This window comes from Solibacillus sp. CAU 1738 (assembly GCF_039888725.1).
In the GTDB taxonomy this organism is placed as follows: Bacteria; Bacillota; Bacilli; order Bacillales_A; family Planococcaceae; genus Metasolibacillus.
In genome coordinates, this window is sequence record NZ_JBDQQN010000005.1 from 210,325 (window position 1) to 227,600 (window position 17,276).

General features: G+C 33.7%; 17 protein-coding genes. 12 read left to right on the forward strand and 5 right to left on the reverse strand.

The features are described 5' to 3' along the window. Nucleotides 1-78: 78 nt before the first annotated feature. The 9 genes from AAFN87_RS15520 to AAFN87_RS15560 all read left to right on the forward strand — a co-directional run bounded on the left by AAFN87_RS15520 (nucleotide 79) and on the right by AAFN87_RS15560 (nucleotide 9,364). Nucleotides 79-918: a nucleotidyltransferase family protein gene (locus AAFN87_RS15520; RefSeq protein ID WP_347791974.1), complete on the forward strand. Its 840-nt coding sequence runs from the start codon at nucleotides 79-81 to the stop codon at nucleotides 916-918. Between the two features lie 77 nt (nucleotides 919-995). Beyond that, nucleotides 996-1,523 carry an orotate phosphoribosyltransferase gene (pyrE, locus tag AAFN87_RS15525; RefSeq protein WP_347791975.1) on the forward strand — a complete coding sequence of 176 codons (528 nt, stop codon included), beginning with the start codon at nucleotides 996-998 and terminating at the stop codon, nucleotides 1,521-1,523. 127 nt (nucleotides 1,524-1,650) lie between these two features. Further along, nucleotides 1,651-2,490, forward strand: a complete 840-nt coding sequence (locus tag AAFN87_RS15530) for a DUF4037 domain-containing protein (protein WP_347791976.1) — start codon at nucleotides 1,651-1,653, stop codon at nucleotides 2,488-2,490. Between the two features lie 115 nt (nucleotides 2,491-2,605). After that, nucleotides 2,606-3,214 carry a uridine kinase family protein gene (locus AAFN87_RS15535; protein WP_347791977.1) on the forward strand — a complete coding sequence of 203 codons (609 nt, stop codon included), beginning with the start codon at nucleotides 2,606-2,608 and terminating at the stop codon, nucleotides 3,212-3,214. Nucleotides 3,215-3,293: 79 nt separating this feature from the next. Then, on the forward strand, nucleotides 3,294-5,267 hold the full coding sequence (locus AAFN87_RS15540) for a S9 family peptidase (protein WP_347791978.1): 1,974 nt from the start codon (nucleotides 3,294-3,296) through the stop codon (nucleotides 5,265-5,267). A 534-nt stretch (nucleotides 5,268-5,801) separates the two neighbouring features. Beyond that, the gene (locus tag AAFN87_RS15545; protein WP_347791979.1) at nucleotides 5,802-6,779 is read left to right on the forward strand and encodes an HD domain-containing protein; all 978 of its coding nucleotides are present in this window, start codon (nucleotides 5,802-5,804) and stop codon (nucleotides 6,777-6,779) included. Nucleotides 6,780-7,150: 371 nt separating this feature from the next. Beyond that, nucleotides 7,151-7,678, forward strand: coding sequence for a sigma-70 family RNA polymerase sigma factor (locus AAFN87_RS15550; RefSeq protein ID WP_347791980.1), 528 nt, complete (start codon nucleotides 7,151-7,153; stop codon nucleotides 7,676-7,678). Continuing rightward, complete coding sequence (locus AAFN87_RS15555; protein ID WP_347791981.1) at nucleotides 7,668-8,717, forward strand: LCP family protein; 1,050 nt, start codon at nucleotides 7,668-7,670, stop codon at nucleotides 8,715-8,717. Before AAFN87_RS15550 ends, AAFN87_RS15555 begins: the two co-directional genes overlap by 11 nt. 176 nt (nucleotides 8,718-8,893) lie before the next feature. Beyond that, nucleotides 8,894-9,364, forward strand: a complete 471-nt coding sequence (locus tag AAFN87_RS15560; protein ID WP_347791982.1) for a hypothetical protein — start codon at nucleotides 8,894-8,896, stop codon at nucleotides 9,362-9,364. A gap of 114 nt (nucleotides 9,365-9,478) precedes the next feature. Here AAFN87_RS15560 and AAFN87_RS15565 read toward each other — a convergent pair whose 3' ends face one another. From AAFN87_RS15565 to AAFN87_RS15575, 3 genes are all read right to left on the reverse strand, one after another. Beyond that, the gene (locus AAFN87_RS15565; protein WP_347791983.1) at nucleotides 9,479-10,225 is read right to left on the reverse strand and encodes an amino acid ABC transporter ATP-binding protein; all 747 of its coding nucleotides are present in this window, start codon (nucleotides 10,223-10,225) and stop codon (nucleotides 9,479-9,481) included. 14 nt (nucleotides 10,226-10,239) lie between these two features. Continuing rightward, nucleotides 10,240-10,896, reverse strand: a complete 657-nt coding sequence (locus AAFN87_RS15570; protein WP_347791984.1) for an amino acid ABC transporter permease — start codon at nucleotides 10,894-10,896, stop codon at nucleotides 10,240-10,242. Nucleotides 10,897-11,053: 157 nt separating this feature from the next. Next, nucleotides 11,054-11,830 carry an amino acid ABC transporter substrate-binding protein gene (locus AAFN87_RS15575; protein WP_347791985.1) on the reverse strand — a complete coding sequence of 259 codons (777 nt, stop codon included), beginning with the start codon at nucleotides 11,828-11,830 and terminating at the stop codon, nucleotides 11,054-11,056. 997 nt (nucleotides 11,831-12,827) lie between these two features. Between AAFN87_RS15575 and AAFN87_RS15580 the strand changes: the two genes are divergently transcribed. Next, nucleotides 12,828-13,037 (forward strand): hypothetical protein, encoded by a 210-nt coding sequence (locus AAFN87_RS15580; protein ID WP_347791986.1) that lies wholly within the window; start codon nucleotides 12,828-12,830, stop codon nucleotides 13,035-13,037. A 550-nt stretch (nucleotides 13,038-13,587) separates the two neighbouring features. Here the strand turns inward: AAFN87_RS15580 and AAFN87_RS15585 are convergent. Then, a complete protein-coding gene (locus AAFN87_RS15585) occupies nucleotides 13,588-14,436 on the reverse strand; it encodes a DUF6612 family protein (protein WP_347791987.1) in 849 nt (282 codons plus the stop codon). Between the two features lie 76 nt (nucleotides 14,437-14,512). Then, entirely contained in the window at nucleotides 14,513-15,151 is a 639-nt protein-coding gene (gene trhA, locus AAFN87_RS15590) for a PAQR family membrane homeostasis protein TrhA (RefSeq protein ID WP_347791988.1), read from the reverse strand. Between the two features lie 228 nt (nucleotides 15,152-15,379). Here trhA and AAFN87_RS15595 point away from each other — a divergent pair, with 228 nt between their 5' ends. Both AAFN87_RS15595 and AAFN87_RS15600 read left to right on the forward strand, forming a co-directional pair. After that, entirely contained in the window at nucleotides 15,380-16,222 is an 843-nt protein-coding gene (locus AAFN87_RS15595) for a DegV family protein (RefSeq protein ID WP_347791989.1), read from the forward strand. Between the two features lie 142 nt (nucleotides 16,223-16,364). Next, the gene (locus AAFN87_RS15600) at nucleotides 16,365-17,276 is read left to right on the forward strand and encodes a GDSL-type esterase/lipase family protein (protein WP_347791990.1); all 912 of its coding nucleotides are present in this window, start codon (nucleotides 16,365-16,367) and stop codon (nucleotides 17,274-17,276) included.

The window sequence follows — 17,276 nt, forward strand, 5'->3', positions numbered from 1 at the left end:
GATTTTGCCTTGTACCCTGTAGAGAAATGGTTTGCCACGTTTTCTTGGTGAGATAATTAGGAGAATGCTGATAAAAAGGTGTTGATTGAAATTAAAATAGGGAAATTAGCTACAGGATTTGGTCTAGATCATAATGGAATTATTGTAAGTGATGTGAGCAAAGAAAAAATTGATGATGTCTATATGACTTGCATTCGAGAATCTGTCGAGAGTCTTAAAAGTTTATTTCATCAACAATTACATAGTGTTTATGTGTACGGCAGTGTAGCAAGAGGAGAAGCGATTGGAAAAAAATCAGATTTAGATCTTATGGCTATGTTTGATACCAAACTAAGTTCCGTTAAGTTGTCTGAATTAAAGAAACTTGCTGGAGAACTGTCACAAAATTATCGTTCCCTAGTTCGGGATGTTGGTATAGCAGTAGCATATTATGACTATACAGTTGACCCTTCAAATTATTACGAAAATGCATTTCTTAAGGAACTCTGTGTTTGTGTGTATGGAGAGGATTTAAGAGAACGATTTGGTCCGTATAAACTTACATCAGACATAGCAATCGGTTTTAATGGTGATATTTATGAAGCTCTTAATCGGACGTTAAAAAAGTTAGAAACAGCATCTAAGGAAGATTTTAAAACATTTACTCAAGGCTTCGCTCGAAAACTCATCCGAACATACTATTCAATGGTAATGGTACGTTCTCAGATTTGGACGACACGACTTCATGAACAGTCTGAAATATTTATTCACCACTTCCCAGAAAAAGAATCAATTATTCGTACTTTGCAAAATTGGATAGATGAACCGCCAACGGACCGAGAAGTAGTGTTTGAGTTGTTTAAGAGTGAGGGTGAATGGGCAAGTGCAAACTTTTCAAATGAAGCAAAAATTCCTTATAAAACGAACAGGGCAGAGTAGTTGAAGAAGGATAAATATTAAAATAATTAACAATTATGGTAAAATATATTAGATTTGAAATTTAAGGGGGATTAATAGTGGACAAAAACCAATTAGCTCAAGAAATTTATAATGTATCACATCTAAATGGTGAATTTAAGTTAAGATCAGGACTAATATCAAACGAGTATTTTGATAAATATTTATTTGAATCGCATCCAACACTTTTGAAAGAGATAGCAAACCAACTTTCTAAATTAATACCAGAGGGTACTGAAGTTTTGGCTGGTTTAGAAATGGGGGGCATTCCAATTGCGACAGCATTATCATTAAAAACAGGAATTCCAGTTGTATTTGTTAGAAAAGAAGCAAAATCCTATGGTACATGTAAACTGGCTGAAGGTATTGATATTCAAAATAAAAATGTTTGTATTATCGAGGATGTTGTAACTACTGGTGGACAAATTCTGCTAAGTGCCAAAGATTTAAAAAACGTTGGTGCAAAGGTAAAAAATGTGTTATGTGTAATCGACAGAAATCAGTCAGGTAAAGAAAACTTATTCGAAGCAGAATTGCTATTACACTCGCTGCTTACAATGGAAGATTTACTCGCAGTTACAAAATAAAAAAGTATAAAATAGTTTTTCTTATGTAGGTAATAGAGGCGTTGATCCAAGAAGGGATTAACGCTATTTTTATACAGGGCCAGGTTAGTGGAAGAAGTAAAGAAGGTTACCGAAAGGGAGAGGTTATATGGATTTAAAAGTATTAGCATCAGCAATAGCAAATATCTATGAACAAAATCCAAAGGTTGAAGCCGTTTTATTAGGAGGATCGGTATCACGAAATTGGTACGATGAATATTCGGATATTGAACTATTTGTTTTTTGGAAAAAAGCTCCTACTGACGAGGATCGAATGGCTCCAATCGGAAAATTTAATGGTAGTATTATTGACTTTCACCCATATGAAGATGAGGAATGGTCAGAAACTTACATAACTCAAGGTGTAAAATTAGAAATAAGCAATTTTCTAACAGACACAATCAACAAAGTTATAAGTGATGTCATTAATTCTTATGATACAGATTTAGATAAGCAATGCATTGTAGCTACAGTTTATTACGGAGTTACCCTTATAGGTGATTTAGTTATTAATAATCTGAAAGAGAAAGTTAGTACATACCCTTATGAATTAAGTGTGGCTATGGTAAAGGAGAATATTTTTTTAGGGAACAGATGGACTAATCGTGAGGCTTTACTTGAGCGTAAAGATTGGTTAATGCTTTATAGAGTGATGGTATCCGTTCAAACCAATTTAATGGGCGTATTATTCGGTTTAAACCGGAAATTCGTACATCATCCAGCCTTTAAGTGGCAAAAACATACACTTAGTTCAATGAAAATCACTCCTGAAAATATATCAAATCGCTTAGAGTCTATTTTCCTTGCTGACCCAAAAGCTTCTATAAGAGAATTAGAAGTAATAATTGAGGAGATGTACGAACTAGTGCAACGCGAAATTCCGCAAATAGATTTATCTTTTGTTGTTGATAAGTCGTTATTTTTGAGACCGAAAAATGAAATATTATAGTAAACCTTGTTAAGCTAACTGTACTAAGCAGCAGTATTGTTGGATAAGTAAAGGTTTTTAAATGACGGATAGAGAACTAACAAAATTAGTGAATAACAGAAGGTGGTGAATTAAGATGGATTTTAAAATAATAAAAGGCCAATTTAGTTCTTTCAAACAATTAGTAGATAGTATACATGAAGTTTCTAAAAAGCAATCTACACTCTTGATCGGGATAGACGGTTGTGGAGGATCTGGAAAAAGTACATTTGCTGGTAAAATAAAAGAAGAAATTTCTAATGTAACGATTGTTCATAAGGATGATTTTTACCTTCCTTCCTCTCAAATTATAAATACTCATCCAACAAATAAACCTATTGGTGCTGATTATGATTGGAAACGTCTTTTAAATCAGGTGCTGGAACCAATAAGCCAAGAAAAAGAGGGATATTATCAACGGTACGATTGGGAAACGGATAGCTTAGCAGAATGGCATACTGTTCCTGTTGGTGGCATTGTAATAATCGAAGGCGTATATTCTATTCGAAAAGAATTAGTAGATAAATATGATTTCAAAATATGGGTTGATTGTCCAAGAGAAACACGTCTTTCAAGAGGTCTTGATAGAGACGGAGAGGAAGCCCGTGAAATGTGGGAAAATAATTGGATGATTTCAGAAGATATTTATGTGGAAAAGCATAAGCCTTATGAAAGTGCTGATATTGTTGCTGATGGAACTAAGTAAAAGAGAAGTTTTTCAATGGGGGCTATGCTTCAGTAGTGAGTAGAGCCTCTTTCTTATTAAGTTAACGAGGGGGTTTTATTTGAACATGAATGAAAAAACATATCTAAGTATAGAAGAGATTATTTCATTACCAACCTTATCAAGTACAAACATTAGTGATGATGGCAAAAAAGTAGCATTTGTCAAAAAGACAGCTAACTGGAAAGAAAATGAATATAGGAATCATGTATGGATATATGAAAAAGATAAGGGGCAGTGTAACCCAGTAACAACTAATGACATTGATAGTACATATCCATTATGGTCTCCAGATTCTAGACATATCGCATACATTAGCCCAGTTGGTGAAGAGGATAATAAGAAAAATCAGATCTTTGTTAAGTCCATAGATGGTAATAGTGGGGTTCAAATTACTGATGAGAAAGAAGGGGTCAGTAAATTCAAATGGGACCCTAATGGCAAAGGTTTTTATTATGTTACACAGTCAAAAGAATCTGAGGCGATAAAGAAACGTAAGGAACAATATGGAGATTTCCATCATATAGGTAAGGAATACCAGAATAATTGTTTATATTACATTGAAATAGAAAAAGTGATAAAAAATGATAAATATGACCAAGAAAACAGCGTTATTTATCAACTAACTGATGGTAAGGATTTTCATATCCATGAATTTGATATTTCAAATGATGGGAAAAAGGTTGTATTTATGGCTACACCAAGTCCAAATATGGAAGATGCAATTAATGGAAATCTATACATATTAGATATTAAAGCTGGAGAGCTACAAAAGTTGAATATAGATAAGTTGTTGGGGGGAAGCCTTTGCTTTTCTCCTGATGGCAGCAAAATATGTTACTCAGCAAGCATAATGGAGAAGGATTACTATAAGACCCATATACAAGACAGTACACTAGAGATATATAATATTAATAATGGAGAGCTAATTCATCCTTTAACAGATTTTGATAGTACAGTTATTCCATTACGGTGGACAGCTAAAGGGATTTTAATTAGATGGCAGCATAAAACTAATTATCTTATTGGGTTGCTATCCGAGAATGGCACTTTGGAAATGTTAAGCGAAAAAGTAGATAGCTTTATAATGGATGCTTCTATAACAATGGATGGAAATCATCTATCCTATAGCAAGGCTATTACAAACGAAATCTTTGAAATCTATTTAAACGATAAAAAAATAACGAATGAAAATAGCTTTTTCAAAGGAAAGCTTAAAAGTCACAGGGAAATAATCTCATGGCAAAGTAGTGATGGCCTTGAAATAGAGGGAGTTTTATCAACCCCGGTTGAGTTTGACGCAAATAAAAAATATCCCTTATTAGTAGTTATCCATGGTGGACCGAATTGGGCTTCATTCCCAATATTCTCAGACTGTTTTAATGAAAAATATCCTATTGAACAGTTTATCGAAAAAGGCTTTATAGTTTTAGAACCAAACTACAGGGGAAGTTCTGGTTATGGTAATGAATTTTTAAAAGCAAACTATAGAAAACTGGGAATTTCTGACTACGATGATGTTATATCTGGAGTGGATAAACTAGTTGATAAAGGGATTGCAGATAAAGATAGAGTAGGGGTTATGGGATGGAGCAACGGGGGATATATTTCAGCTTTCTGTTCTACATTTAGTAGTAGATTTAAAGCTATTTCAGTTGGAGGTGGAATTACTAATTGGAGTACCCATTATGCAAATACAGATATCCCTTACTTTATAAAGATGTATTTAGGAAATGATCCATGGAATGATCCAGAGATATATGCTAAAACATCACCTATGACATATATTAAATCAGCCTGTACACCTACTCTAATTCAACATGGCGAAAAAGATGCAAGAATTCCAACTGCAAATGCATATGAGCTATATCAAGGATTAAGGGATATGGAAGTGGATACAGAATTAATTATTTTTAAAGGTATGGCATATAGTTCTGACCAGCCAGGAATTAATGTGGCTATTATGATGCAAAATTTGATGTGGTTTTCACACTATATTCTAGGAGAAAGTATGGAGGATTTTGGGGTTTTGTGATTTGTATGTGAATTTCCACTGTATCATACTCTAGCAACTACATTGACTTACAACACAAGGAGGAATAATGTAGTGAAAATTATAAAGAAAAATACACAATCTACTCTAATTTTTTTCATATCATTTATTACATTTAAATGGTTATCTCATGATGACATTCAATGGGGACAAATTATAGGGATATCAATTTTTTGTTTCATTTTTATTAAATTTTTAGATTGGGTAAATACACCATACGACTGGAAGAAAAAATAGGAATTGCATGTATGATTAATCTTCTATGCAATTCCTTTTGTTATGCTTCCTCAATCACTCCTGTAACTTCATACATAGCGTGACAGCACCAATTACACAAAACCTATGAATAATGAAATTCTCTGCTCCAAAAACAAAATTAAAAGTAAAATTTATCCAGATGAGTGTGATGTGAGGTATTATTATACTAACACAGCAGTTTAGTTAAACAAAAATCGTGTAGGTACATTCATGTTTATACCCAGCAAGTATGTAAACTGGCAGAATGGAGGATATAGATTGATTATATCAGATAAAATCTACGGAGAGTTCGAGATAGATAAAGTATTAGAAGAATTAATATTAAGTAAACCCCTGCAAAGGTTAAAGGGTGTACATCAAGGTGGAGCAAGTTACTTAGTCAATGAGAAATGGAATGTAACTCGGTTTGATCACTCAATTGGAGTAATGCTTTTAATCAAAAAGCTAGGTGGTTCAGTAGAGGAACAGATTGCAGGATTATTACATGATGTCTCACACACAGCATTCTCTCATGTAGTTGACTTTGTTTTTGATAATGTGGATGAGGACTATCATGAGAAAATATATAGTAGTGTAATCAAAGATTCTGAGATTCCAAGTATCCTAATGAAATTTGGGTACGATTATAAAGAGATTTTGTTAGATGAATCAAAATGGACGTTACTTGAACAATCAGCCCCTGAGTTATGTGCTGATAGAGTAGACTATACTTTAAGGGATATGTTTGAATATGGACAGATTTCAATTGAAGAAGTTCAGGATTTTCTAAGCAATTTAATAGTAATTGACGGTAAAATGTATCTTCAAAGCATTGAAATAGCTGAATGGTTTGTTAAAACCTATTACCAAGAGGTTATCGATTTCTTTATGGTTCCTCTAAATATTTACGGAAACGATATTTTAGCTAAAACATTAAAAATATCTTTAGAAAAAAAACTTATCAGTTTGGATGATTTACTTGGTGAAGACGAAGAAGTAATCTACAAGATAAAATCATCAAATGATAGTGAAGTGCAGGGTCTTTTAAATCAACTCCATCAGAACGTGCACGTAATAGAAGATAGAACACATTACGAATTACATCGTAAAAACAAAATCCGACTAATTGACCCTTCAATATTTTGGCGTAATGAATTAATCAAAGCTTCTTTATTATCGGAAAAAGTAAGGGATATGGGAAATATAGCTAATGAAAAATCTATACGAGGTATGTATGTAAAAATAATTTCTAACTAAATTACAAGGATATTCGCCAAAAGATATAAAACTAATTTTGGGGAAATGATGTATATTAACTTTAAGTAGTTGTTTAGTAGTTATCAGAGCGAGTAGAAAAGACAAAAGGAAACTCAATCTTCATTATAATACTAACGGACAATAAGCCTGTATCTTGGATTACTTAGTAATCTAAGATACAGGTTTTGTATTTCAGTTATAATTGTATAGATGCTTTTTGTGGAATATTTATAAAAATAAATTAAATATTAAATGTCGATTCCAAGAGAACTTTTTGTAAAAATAAATATTTTTTCAAAATTGAACCTATTATGATTTGGTAATCGTCTAATAGCAGAATTTGAAGTAGGTTGAAAGGGGGGAGTAGGAGATTGGACAGAGAAGAAAAAGATTTCATATTAGAACAAATGATGATTGAATATGGCAATGAGTTAGTACGATTGGCATTTTCTTATGTGAAAGATACAGAGATTGCTAAGGATATGGTGCAAAATACGTTTATCAAATGCTACAAAAACCTTGATTCGTTTCGATATGACTCACAAATAAAAACATGGCTTTATCGTATAACAATTAACGAATGTAAAGACCATTTAAAAAGTTGGAATTACAAAATGGTACAAGTAAAAAGTTATATTAGTGAAACAGCAAAGTCCATATTACCATCAACAGAAAAAACAGTTATCGATAAATACAATAATGAAGAAATAAAAGATACTATTTTTTCTCTTCCAAAAGTGTATCGGGAAGTGGTTTATCTATATTACTATGATTCATTAGTGACAGAGGAAATTGCGAAGGTTTTAGATATTCCAGTTAATACAGTGAAAACTCGATTAAGAAGAGCAAAACAAAAGTTAGAGCCTATGATAAAGGAGGTAAAATTCAATGAAAGATAAACGATTAAGAGGTGAATTTAAAAATACGTCGGATCAAGAACTACAATTTACGAAAGAAGATCGTCATAAAGTATTTGAACAACTTCGTGAACTAGATGAGAATCCTCAAATAAAAAAGAAATCTTTTGTTTCTTCTAATAAATTGGTTCCCCTTATAGTTTCTTTATTGGTAGTAGGCTTGTGTATGTTTTTGTTTCTGCCATCGATACTTCCTGGAAACGTTAATGAAGAATCTAACAGGAGCGATATTAATAAAGAATCTAACACAAATGTTGCAAGTGACCCAATAGTTGAAGAAGCTGAATACTACACCACTTTAATTACGGTGAAGTCGAAGGAGATGGATAATCGAATTTATTTAAATCTTTTACTTACTTATAGTAAAAATAAAAAGATGATGAAAGTTGCATCGCTCCCTAATGCCTCGTATGTGCCGGTAGAGGATAACGATGATGGGACTACTGTATACGATAAATTATTATTTGCTTATAATTTTGGCGGTGCAGAAAATGTAAGAACAACCGTTTCGAAATTCTTAGATCTACCTATTGATTATTATGCCGTTATCGATTTAGAAACTTTTTCAACGCTAATTGATTCGGTGAATGGGATCGATTATGATTTGCCGGAAGATATGCGAATAAGAGCGGTATCACAAGTGGCCTTTGACTTCGAAAAAGGGCAGCATCGTTTGAATGGCGAGGAAGTTGTGGCCTTAATGATGGCTGCTACAGTGAAAGAGGGGATCGGCTTAGATGAAGAAGACCTATTAAATCTAATGAATGCTGTTATGAATAAAACAAAAAACGAAATCTCACAAACAGAATTAAAAGAACTGTTTTCTCAAGTAGAAGCCAATGTGTCACTTGATTCGTTGTTAGAGAATCAAATAAAAATTAATTCTATAAAATCGGTATCTTTAAGTGATGGAATGATAACAGACCACATACCATTAAGCAGTACAACAGGTAAATTTATCTATAGGTTTGAGGAAGATTTTTTAAATTCTGTTTCAGAAGAATTAACTACATTTAACTAAAAAGAAATTGGAGTATTTAAGGTTATTTGTTAAAATACTTGTGAATGTAATTTTATACCAAAGAGAAGATGAAGGTGTGTTAATGGGATGTAGATTAACTCACTTTTTAACATTTGATGTAAAAACAGTAGACGGAAAGCAGACTTGTTTTGAAGTATGATAAAGGGGGGATTAACATGAAACAGATGCTAGTTGTATGTTTTTTAATGATAAATCTAGTGCTATTAGGTGGATGTACAACAAATGAAAGAGATAAGGTATTAGAAAAATTTGATGACTCGAAAATAATTTTTAGCAAGTTTACAGAGGATACTGCAGGAATGAATTTTAAAACATATTCCGTAACATTAACAAATAACAATGAATTACCACTTAAATATTTAGATTTATATTTTAGTTATCCTATTCTTGAAGACAACGGCAGCAAAGGAAATACTTTTTTTGTAATCGGTTTACCTTCAGAAACTAGCGTAGAACTTAATGCAAACAAATCCATTACATATACATTTGCAGTAAACTTAGCATCATTGGATATTCAAAAGGTCGATATGAAAAATCCTTCTCTCAAATTAAGAGGTTATATAGGTGAAAGCATACCCTTTGAAATTTCAGGTAGTATAGGGGCTTTAGTAAAAGATTACAAATGATAGAACAAATACATAGAGACTCCTACACAAGGCTTTTATTCCATTTTTTATACCCCTTTTTAGAAAAAGAAAAATCCGTGCCACTCCGCAGAAAGGGCACGGTAATTCTTGTTGCTATTTCAAATTTTTTTGTAAAAACGCTTTTGATCGGTCCGATTGAGGGTTTGAGAAGAAACTTTCTGGATCATTTGCTTCGATAATTTCGCCACCATCCATAAACATCACTTTATTCGCCACCTCGCGCGCAAAGCCCATTTCATGTGTAACGACAATCATTGTCATATGTTCTTCTGCCAAGTCCTTCATTACTTTTAAAACTTCACCTGTTAGCTCAGGGTCAAGTGCAGATGTTGGTTCGTCAAATAATAAAATTTGTGGATTCATCATTAGTGCACGTGCTATCGCCACACGTTGCTTTTGACCACCTGAAAGATTAGCAGGGTAGGCATTTGCTTTATTTGCTAAGCCGATTTTTTGTAGTAAATCTTTACTGCGTTTAGCAATTGCCTCAGCAGACTCCGTTTTTAATAAACTAGGTGAAATTTCTAAGTTTTGCTTCACCGTTAAGTGAGGAAATAAGTTAAAATGTTGGAACACCATCCCCATTTTCGCTGTAACATGTTTAATGTCTTGCGGTTTCGCGTATATACCGTTCTGCACTAAATAATCATCTGCTACTCGAATGCTACCACCATTAATAGTTTCTAAATGTACTAAGCTACGTAGCATTGTACTTTTACCAGAGCCAGATGGACCTATTACGGCGACAACATCATTTTTCTCAATGTTAAATGTTATATCTTTCAATACTTCTACCGGACCGAAAGATTTTTTTAAATTATTTACTTCAATAAAAGCCATGTTGTTCACCTCTACTATTCAAATTTAAAGCGTTTTTCAAGCCATTTAAACAATATTGTTAAAATGAGTGTCATAATTAAGTAAATAGCACCGGCAATGAAATACGGTACGATTGTAAAGTCACGGTTAACGGCTGTTTGCGCAAAGTGTAATAGCTCTGGAACAGCAACCGCGTACAGTAGCGCAGTGTCCTTGATGAGCGTGACAGACTCATTCGAAAGGGCAGGGAGTGCTACACGGAACATTTGTGGCAAAATAATGCGTGTCGTTGTTTGCCACTTCGATAAACCTAAAACCTGTGCTGCTTCGTATTGACCTTTATCAATAGCAAGTAATCCACCACGGAAAATTTCAGCAAAGTAGGCAGCATAATTTAAAATAAAACCTAAACATGCAGCAACAAAACGGTCTAGCACTAAATATTCACCAATACCAGGAATCATCGGTAAGCCGAAGACGATTAATAATAATTGCAGTAAGAGCGGTGTACCACGCATTACATATATATAAGTTTGTGCAAACCAAGAAAGCGGCTTGAAGCTACTTTTTACAGCTAATGTAAGTAAGAAGCCAAGCGGGACTGATACGACAATAGCAATGATAAATAATAAAACTGTCATTTTTGCGCCTTCAAGCATTGGCAAAACCATCGATATAAAATCGGACATCATTGTTTCCTCCTAAAAAAATCTGTGTTTCATGAGTAAAACTAAATAGGTATACGTTGTCAGAACAACCTGATTTTCTAGTAAAATAAATACAAGCGTGTAGACGAAGTAGAGATGTGTCTACACGCTAGAAGAGTTTATTTGGCCTCTTTCTAGAAAACTACTTTAAAACTTTATCTTCGCCAAACCATTTAGTAGAAATCGCAGCAGCTGTACCGTCTTCACTCATTTTATCGATAGCAGCTTGAAGTTTTTCTAATAATTCTTCATTGCCTTTTTTAACACCAACAGCATATTGTTCAGGTGCTAATGACTCGTCGAGAATTTTAAATGTATTTGGATCTTGATTCATGTAATATTCGCCAACAACTTTATCAATAACAACGGCATCTAAACGGCCAGTTTTTAAATCTGTAAGGGCTAATACGTTATCAGGAAACTCAGTCGTTTTTTTCACTTCTTTATGAATTGGATGTGCATTTAGCGCATCAAGTGCAGAAGATAATGCTTGAATACCAACTTCTTTACCAGCTAAATCCTTTAAAGAAGTGATGCTAGAATCTTTTAATGTCATGACAACTTGAGCATTTGCTAAGTAAGGCTTTGTGAATAATACCTTTTCTTTACGCTCATCAGTAATTGTATAGCCATTCCAAATTAAATCGATACGACCACTACTAAGCTCTGATTCTTTCATTTTCCAGTCGATAGGTTGGAATTTTGCTTCCATGCCCATATGTTCTACCGCAGCGCGGGCAAATTCAATATCAAAGCCAGTGATTTCATTTTTTTCATCGCGGAATCCCATCGGTGCAAATTTGTCATCAATGCCGATAATGATTGTCGAATCAGATGATTTTTCGTCCGTTGTTCCACATGCACCTAACACTGTTACAACTACAGTTAGGGTAAGAAGAAATGATAAAAAACGTTTCATGGACATAAATCCTCCTATATATAACAACTAAAAGTAATCGCTTTAGTATGCTAAATCACTAATGTAATAAAGAATAGCACCGTCGATTATTATTGTCAATGCAAGAAATGGTATTTTAGTATACATATTTTTTATTTAATAAAAGCTTTAAGTTAGTAGAATCAACATTGAATGTGGCACTTTATTCAACGCCATATAGCAAGAAAGTGTTTTTGGAATAATGAAGTTTGGGGAGTGGAGAGGGAATTCTGCGGGAACTGCAATGTTTTTCTGCGTGAAAGCGTAGCAACAGTCCCATGAGCTGAAATCCTGCAGTAACGCGAAGATTGAGGCCATGCCCGCGAAGTACGTCCTCCTGTACCGGGAAGTAACGGTTTATATTGAGGTAGTTCACTTTATAGAAGCGAACTTATTTTTTAAAGGATAATAGGTAATTTATGTTAAAATGAATATATAGAGATTTCATCATATTTATGGAATTTACAATGTTAAGCACTTAATTTTACCAAACGAAGCTTTGTGAAGGTTATACTTCAATTAACGTAGCAGGTTTCCTGAAAATAGGGAATTACTTTTATTTGTAGATGATTGGGGGATAATTAATGGAGTTTAATATTTTGATGTATATATTGCTCATTTTAAGTCATTTAATATTTGTCAGTTTAATATTGGCTATTTTTACTTCCGTCTTTGTGAAAAGTAGAAAGAAGGGATATGTATTTTTAATAATCTATATATTACTAAGTATATATTCGCTAACCACTGTATTTAAGGGCTCAATGTTATTGGGAAGTAATATGTTGATTATATACGTTTGCTTAGGTGTAGTAACTTACTTTGTTATTAAAAAGAAACTTTCAAAAGGAACAGAAATTTAGAAATGGATGCTTAGTGCAACAAACATTTCAAAACGTCCCCAAACCACGCTTCGGTAACTATCGTTTGAGAATTTATTGAAATATTCTATAAGAAATTTACAAAATGGGGTGAGGGTTATATGGTAAATGAGCCTACAGAAAAAGAACTGGCTGATTTGGCAAAAAAGTTAGGATTAAATAACCCTAATTTTGAATCTGAATCTTACAGAACGCCTCTGTTTCAAGGGGACTTTGGATATAGTATAGACCTACGCTTTTTAATAACAGTGCTAATATTATTTTTTATAGGGATTTTTTTGATTATGTATAAAAAGAAAAAGCGTAAGTAATATTCCTCTCCTACTTTGTTCACACTGATTTATAAAACATTCAAATAAACTCAATAAAAGTTCCCGAATCAAAGTTTTGGAACGGGAGAAAAGGTCACAAACATTGTTTAATCAGTGTTTGTGACCTTTTCTTATGAACATTATTTATACAGTGCTTTATACCTTTTTTATAAGTCAGTTGTAGTAACGGTTTGAGTGAATTTGGAATAGTGCTACATCATCAATGTTACTGTAAAATCGTGCCTATTCTTATCGTTTCAAATTTGCCTTTTCTGAAGGGAGCCCAATTAGAGTAAAATATTTCATCAAAAAACGCTCAGAAATAATCTGAACGTTTTTAATCGCCGTTAATATAGAGAATTTACTGTTTAAATATATGCTAATTAGAGTGTCATTTGCATTGTTTTTATCATTTTCCTCCCCATCAACAACGGTTTCATACTAATATTCTAAAAAGAAAAAAGACTGTAGACAAACTCAAATTTCTATGAGTTTGTCTACAGTCAAAGACACCGCATATAGCGATGTCTTTAGGGGGAATTATTAAAAATCAGTTTTCTATAGCGTTATCAAGAACGTCTTGTGGGATTTCAATATTAGAAATCGTATTAATTTCTTTATAAGTAGTTGTTGATTTTTGATCTAATTTGACTGCAGCACCTTCTACTTCCATTGATAAAATCATATCCATGACAATTTCTTTCGTATCGAATGTTTCTTTATCGATAATAAGTTTATACATTGAATCATCGAAAGTCATTTGATCAAATTGTGAAGATATATCTTCTTCCAAATTAGGCATTGTTGAAGCAAGTTGATCTTTAATCAGCTGTGTAAACTGCTCGCCATCTGCATTAAGTGTCAAAATATAATCTGAATCTGATTGCTCAAATGTAAAGTCCGTTACATACTTTTGTAACATTTTAAGCTGTTCAGTTGCATCTGCCTGCATACCAGCTTGCTCAAGCATCGTGTCATACAAATCACTCGGTAACTTTAACCAGCTTTGACTAGTTGATTCATACATATAAAAACCGTCTTCAGCTGTCATATACATTTTTAATGGCATATCTAGTGTTTCGCCACTTGCATCATCAGTCATCGACATTGTGCCATCAATGAAAAACTGCATAGGATCTATAACTATTTCCATCGACATATCGGCAGACGAGTTCATCTTAATCGTTTCTGTGCCATCGTTCATTTCCATTGCTTGTGTCATCGTTGTTGTAGCTTTTAAGCTTTTGATTTCTTGTTGTCTTTCTACGGCTTTGTCAAAAACTTGTTCTAGTGTTAGTTTGCTTTCCTTTGTTGTGCCCTCTGTAGTAGTTGCACTTGATCCACAGCCAGCTGTTAAAACGGCTACCCCTGCAAGTGCGATAAACATCTTTTTCTTCATGTAAAAACATCTCCTTTTCACTTACTGTTAATATATACTGTTTAAGTTCATAAAAGGTTTCGAAAATATAAAATTTTTACAAATAAATTACAACGCAGCCGACCATACAAGTACAACCAGCAAGGACAAACAGATGCCAAATTGCATGATTAAAGGGAAGTTTATGCCAAGCGTAAAAAATGGCCCCAACTGTGAAAAATAAGCCTCCAGCTAAAAGCAGTGTAAAGCCGTCAAACTGTAAAAAGGCGTAAATCGGTTTAATCGCAAAAACAATTAACCAGCCCATTGCGATGTAAAGTAGTAGTGAAAATGTTTCAAAGCGATGAATAAATAGGCATTTAAATACAATTCCGAAAATGGCAATTGTCCAAACGATACAAAGCAAAACGATACTTAGAGCACCATCTAATGCAATAAGTAAGAAGGGAGTGTATGTACCCGCTATTAAAACGTATATAGCCGAATGATCCAGTATGGCAAAAAATTTTTTGAAGCGCACTGGCACACTATGTAAAAGTGTAGAATTTAAAAATAATAATACGAGTGAAGCACCAAAAATAGAATAAGATACAATTTGTATAGTGCTCCCATTATGAACTGCTAGTAAAATAAGACATATACATGTGGGAATACTTAGTAGAAAGCCTATACCGTGTGTAATAGCATTCCATAACTCCTCTTTCAAGTTTTTATAGTCAAATGCTTCGTTATGCATAATAATCTCTCCTTTTAAAATATTGTCTAGAAATTTTCGTAATATGCTTTATTATTATACTGGCATATTAACGGAGCAGATATTATCATTTGTCACGTTGTTGTACTACAATATGTCATACGGGAAAAGAAAACAGGTGTAAGTACATAGAAATTACATTTGTCACCTTTACAGTGATAAATAAAGTTATTTATAATTAGTAAGAAGAAAGTAAAGGATGTGTCAATAGTGGGACAAATTCATATTGTAACTGATTCAACATGTGATTTAACAAAAGAAGAGATTAAGAAGAATAATATTCATGTTGTACCGTTAACAATTCAAATTGATGGCAATACATATGTGGATGGTGTAGATGTAACACCTGATACATTCATCGAAAAAATGAAAGCGGCAAGCGAGCTACCAAAAAGTTCACAGCCGGCACCAGGGAAATTTAAAGAGTTATATGACGAGCTAGGTAAAGACGGCGATCAAATCATTTCAATCCATATGACAGGCGGTATGAGTGGAACAGTTCAATCTGCACGCCAAGCAGCTGATATGTCGGACTCCGATGTAACAGTCATTGACTCGCGTTATATTGCATGGGCACTCGCTTTCCAATTACGAGAGGCAGTTGCATTACGCGATGCTGGAGCTACTGTGGAAGAGATTGTTGCACGCCTTGATGAGGTGCGCAAAAATACGCGCTTATTCGTCACACTCGATACACTTGACAATATGGTAAAAGGCGGTCGTATCGGAAAAGGGAAAGCAATGTTCGGATCATTATTAAATATTAAACCTATTGGGCATTTAGATATTGGTGAAGTGACAATTGCGGCAAAACCACGTAGCAATAAACAAGTGGTGAAATATTTATTTGAACAATTCCAAAAAGATACAGAAGGCAAAACAGTCAAGGCAGTGGGCATTTCACACGCGAATAGTATGGACACATTAGGGAACCAACTAATAGCGTTAGTTGAAGAAACTGGCTTTACAAATATAGAAATCGCTTTTACATCACCAATCATCACTACACATACAGGTGAAGGTGCACTTGGCTTTATGTATTACGTGGAATAATATAAGAAGCTGTGCCAAAAGTATAATTTTTACTTTTGGTACAGTTTTTTTCGTAGAAAATGGTTATTTTAAGAGCAACTACCTTTTATTTCAGCTACTATGAACTTATACTTAAAGAAAGAAATTTAAAGGAGAAGTACGTATGAGGCTATTTTTTGTTGCTTTAATGAGTTGTTTATTTTTAACTGGATGTGCGGTGACAGTTGACGAGCCTCAAACATCGCGAGAAGAATATGAAAAATCGCTTGGCACGACCAATGTACCTTTACCTTTAGATGATGCAATTTATGTTGAACAAACGAAACGTGAAAAGATTGTTGAAAAACTAGAAGAATTTTTTCAGCTTGATTGGCTCAGTCGAAAAGAGCTTGATGCACGTGAAATACACTATTTAGCACTCGGTGACTCCTTAACGAGAGGTATTGGTGATGAATACAATCGGTACGGCTACACGGTAAGATTAGCAGAAAAGCTAGAACAGTGGCCTGCAATAACTAAGGTTCAGCTAGATAATCGCGGCAAGCGTGGTAGACGTAGTGACCAACTGCTCGAATTATTAGAGAAAGGACATTACGACAAAGAATTAGCTCAGGCAGACCTAATTACAATAACAATGGGCGGTAATGACGTAATGAAAATCGTGAAATCTGATATTTTTTCACTACGTAAGGAAATGTTTGATGCAGAACGTGATGATTTTAATGTTAGGTATGCAAAAATTATTAACGCAATAAGGGAAAGAAATGCAGAAGTACCGCTTATTCTTATCGGATTTTATAATCCGTTTTCAATCATAACGGATGAAGTAACGCCATTTGAGTCAATTATTTTTGAATGGAATGAAGATATAGAAATGCTAGCGAATGAAGATGTAAATGCATGTTTTGTACCAGTAAGTGATTTATTTGAGACAAATGAGGATATGGTATATCATACAGACTTTTTCCATCCAAATGCTGCTGGTTATGAAAAAATGACAGAACGTATTGCCATAACAATGAAACAATGTGGGATTGAAGAAATGTCAGACGGTTTGATTGGATTTGAGGAGTGA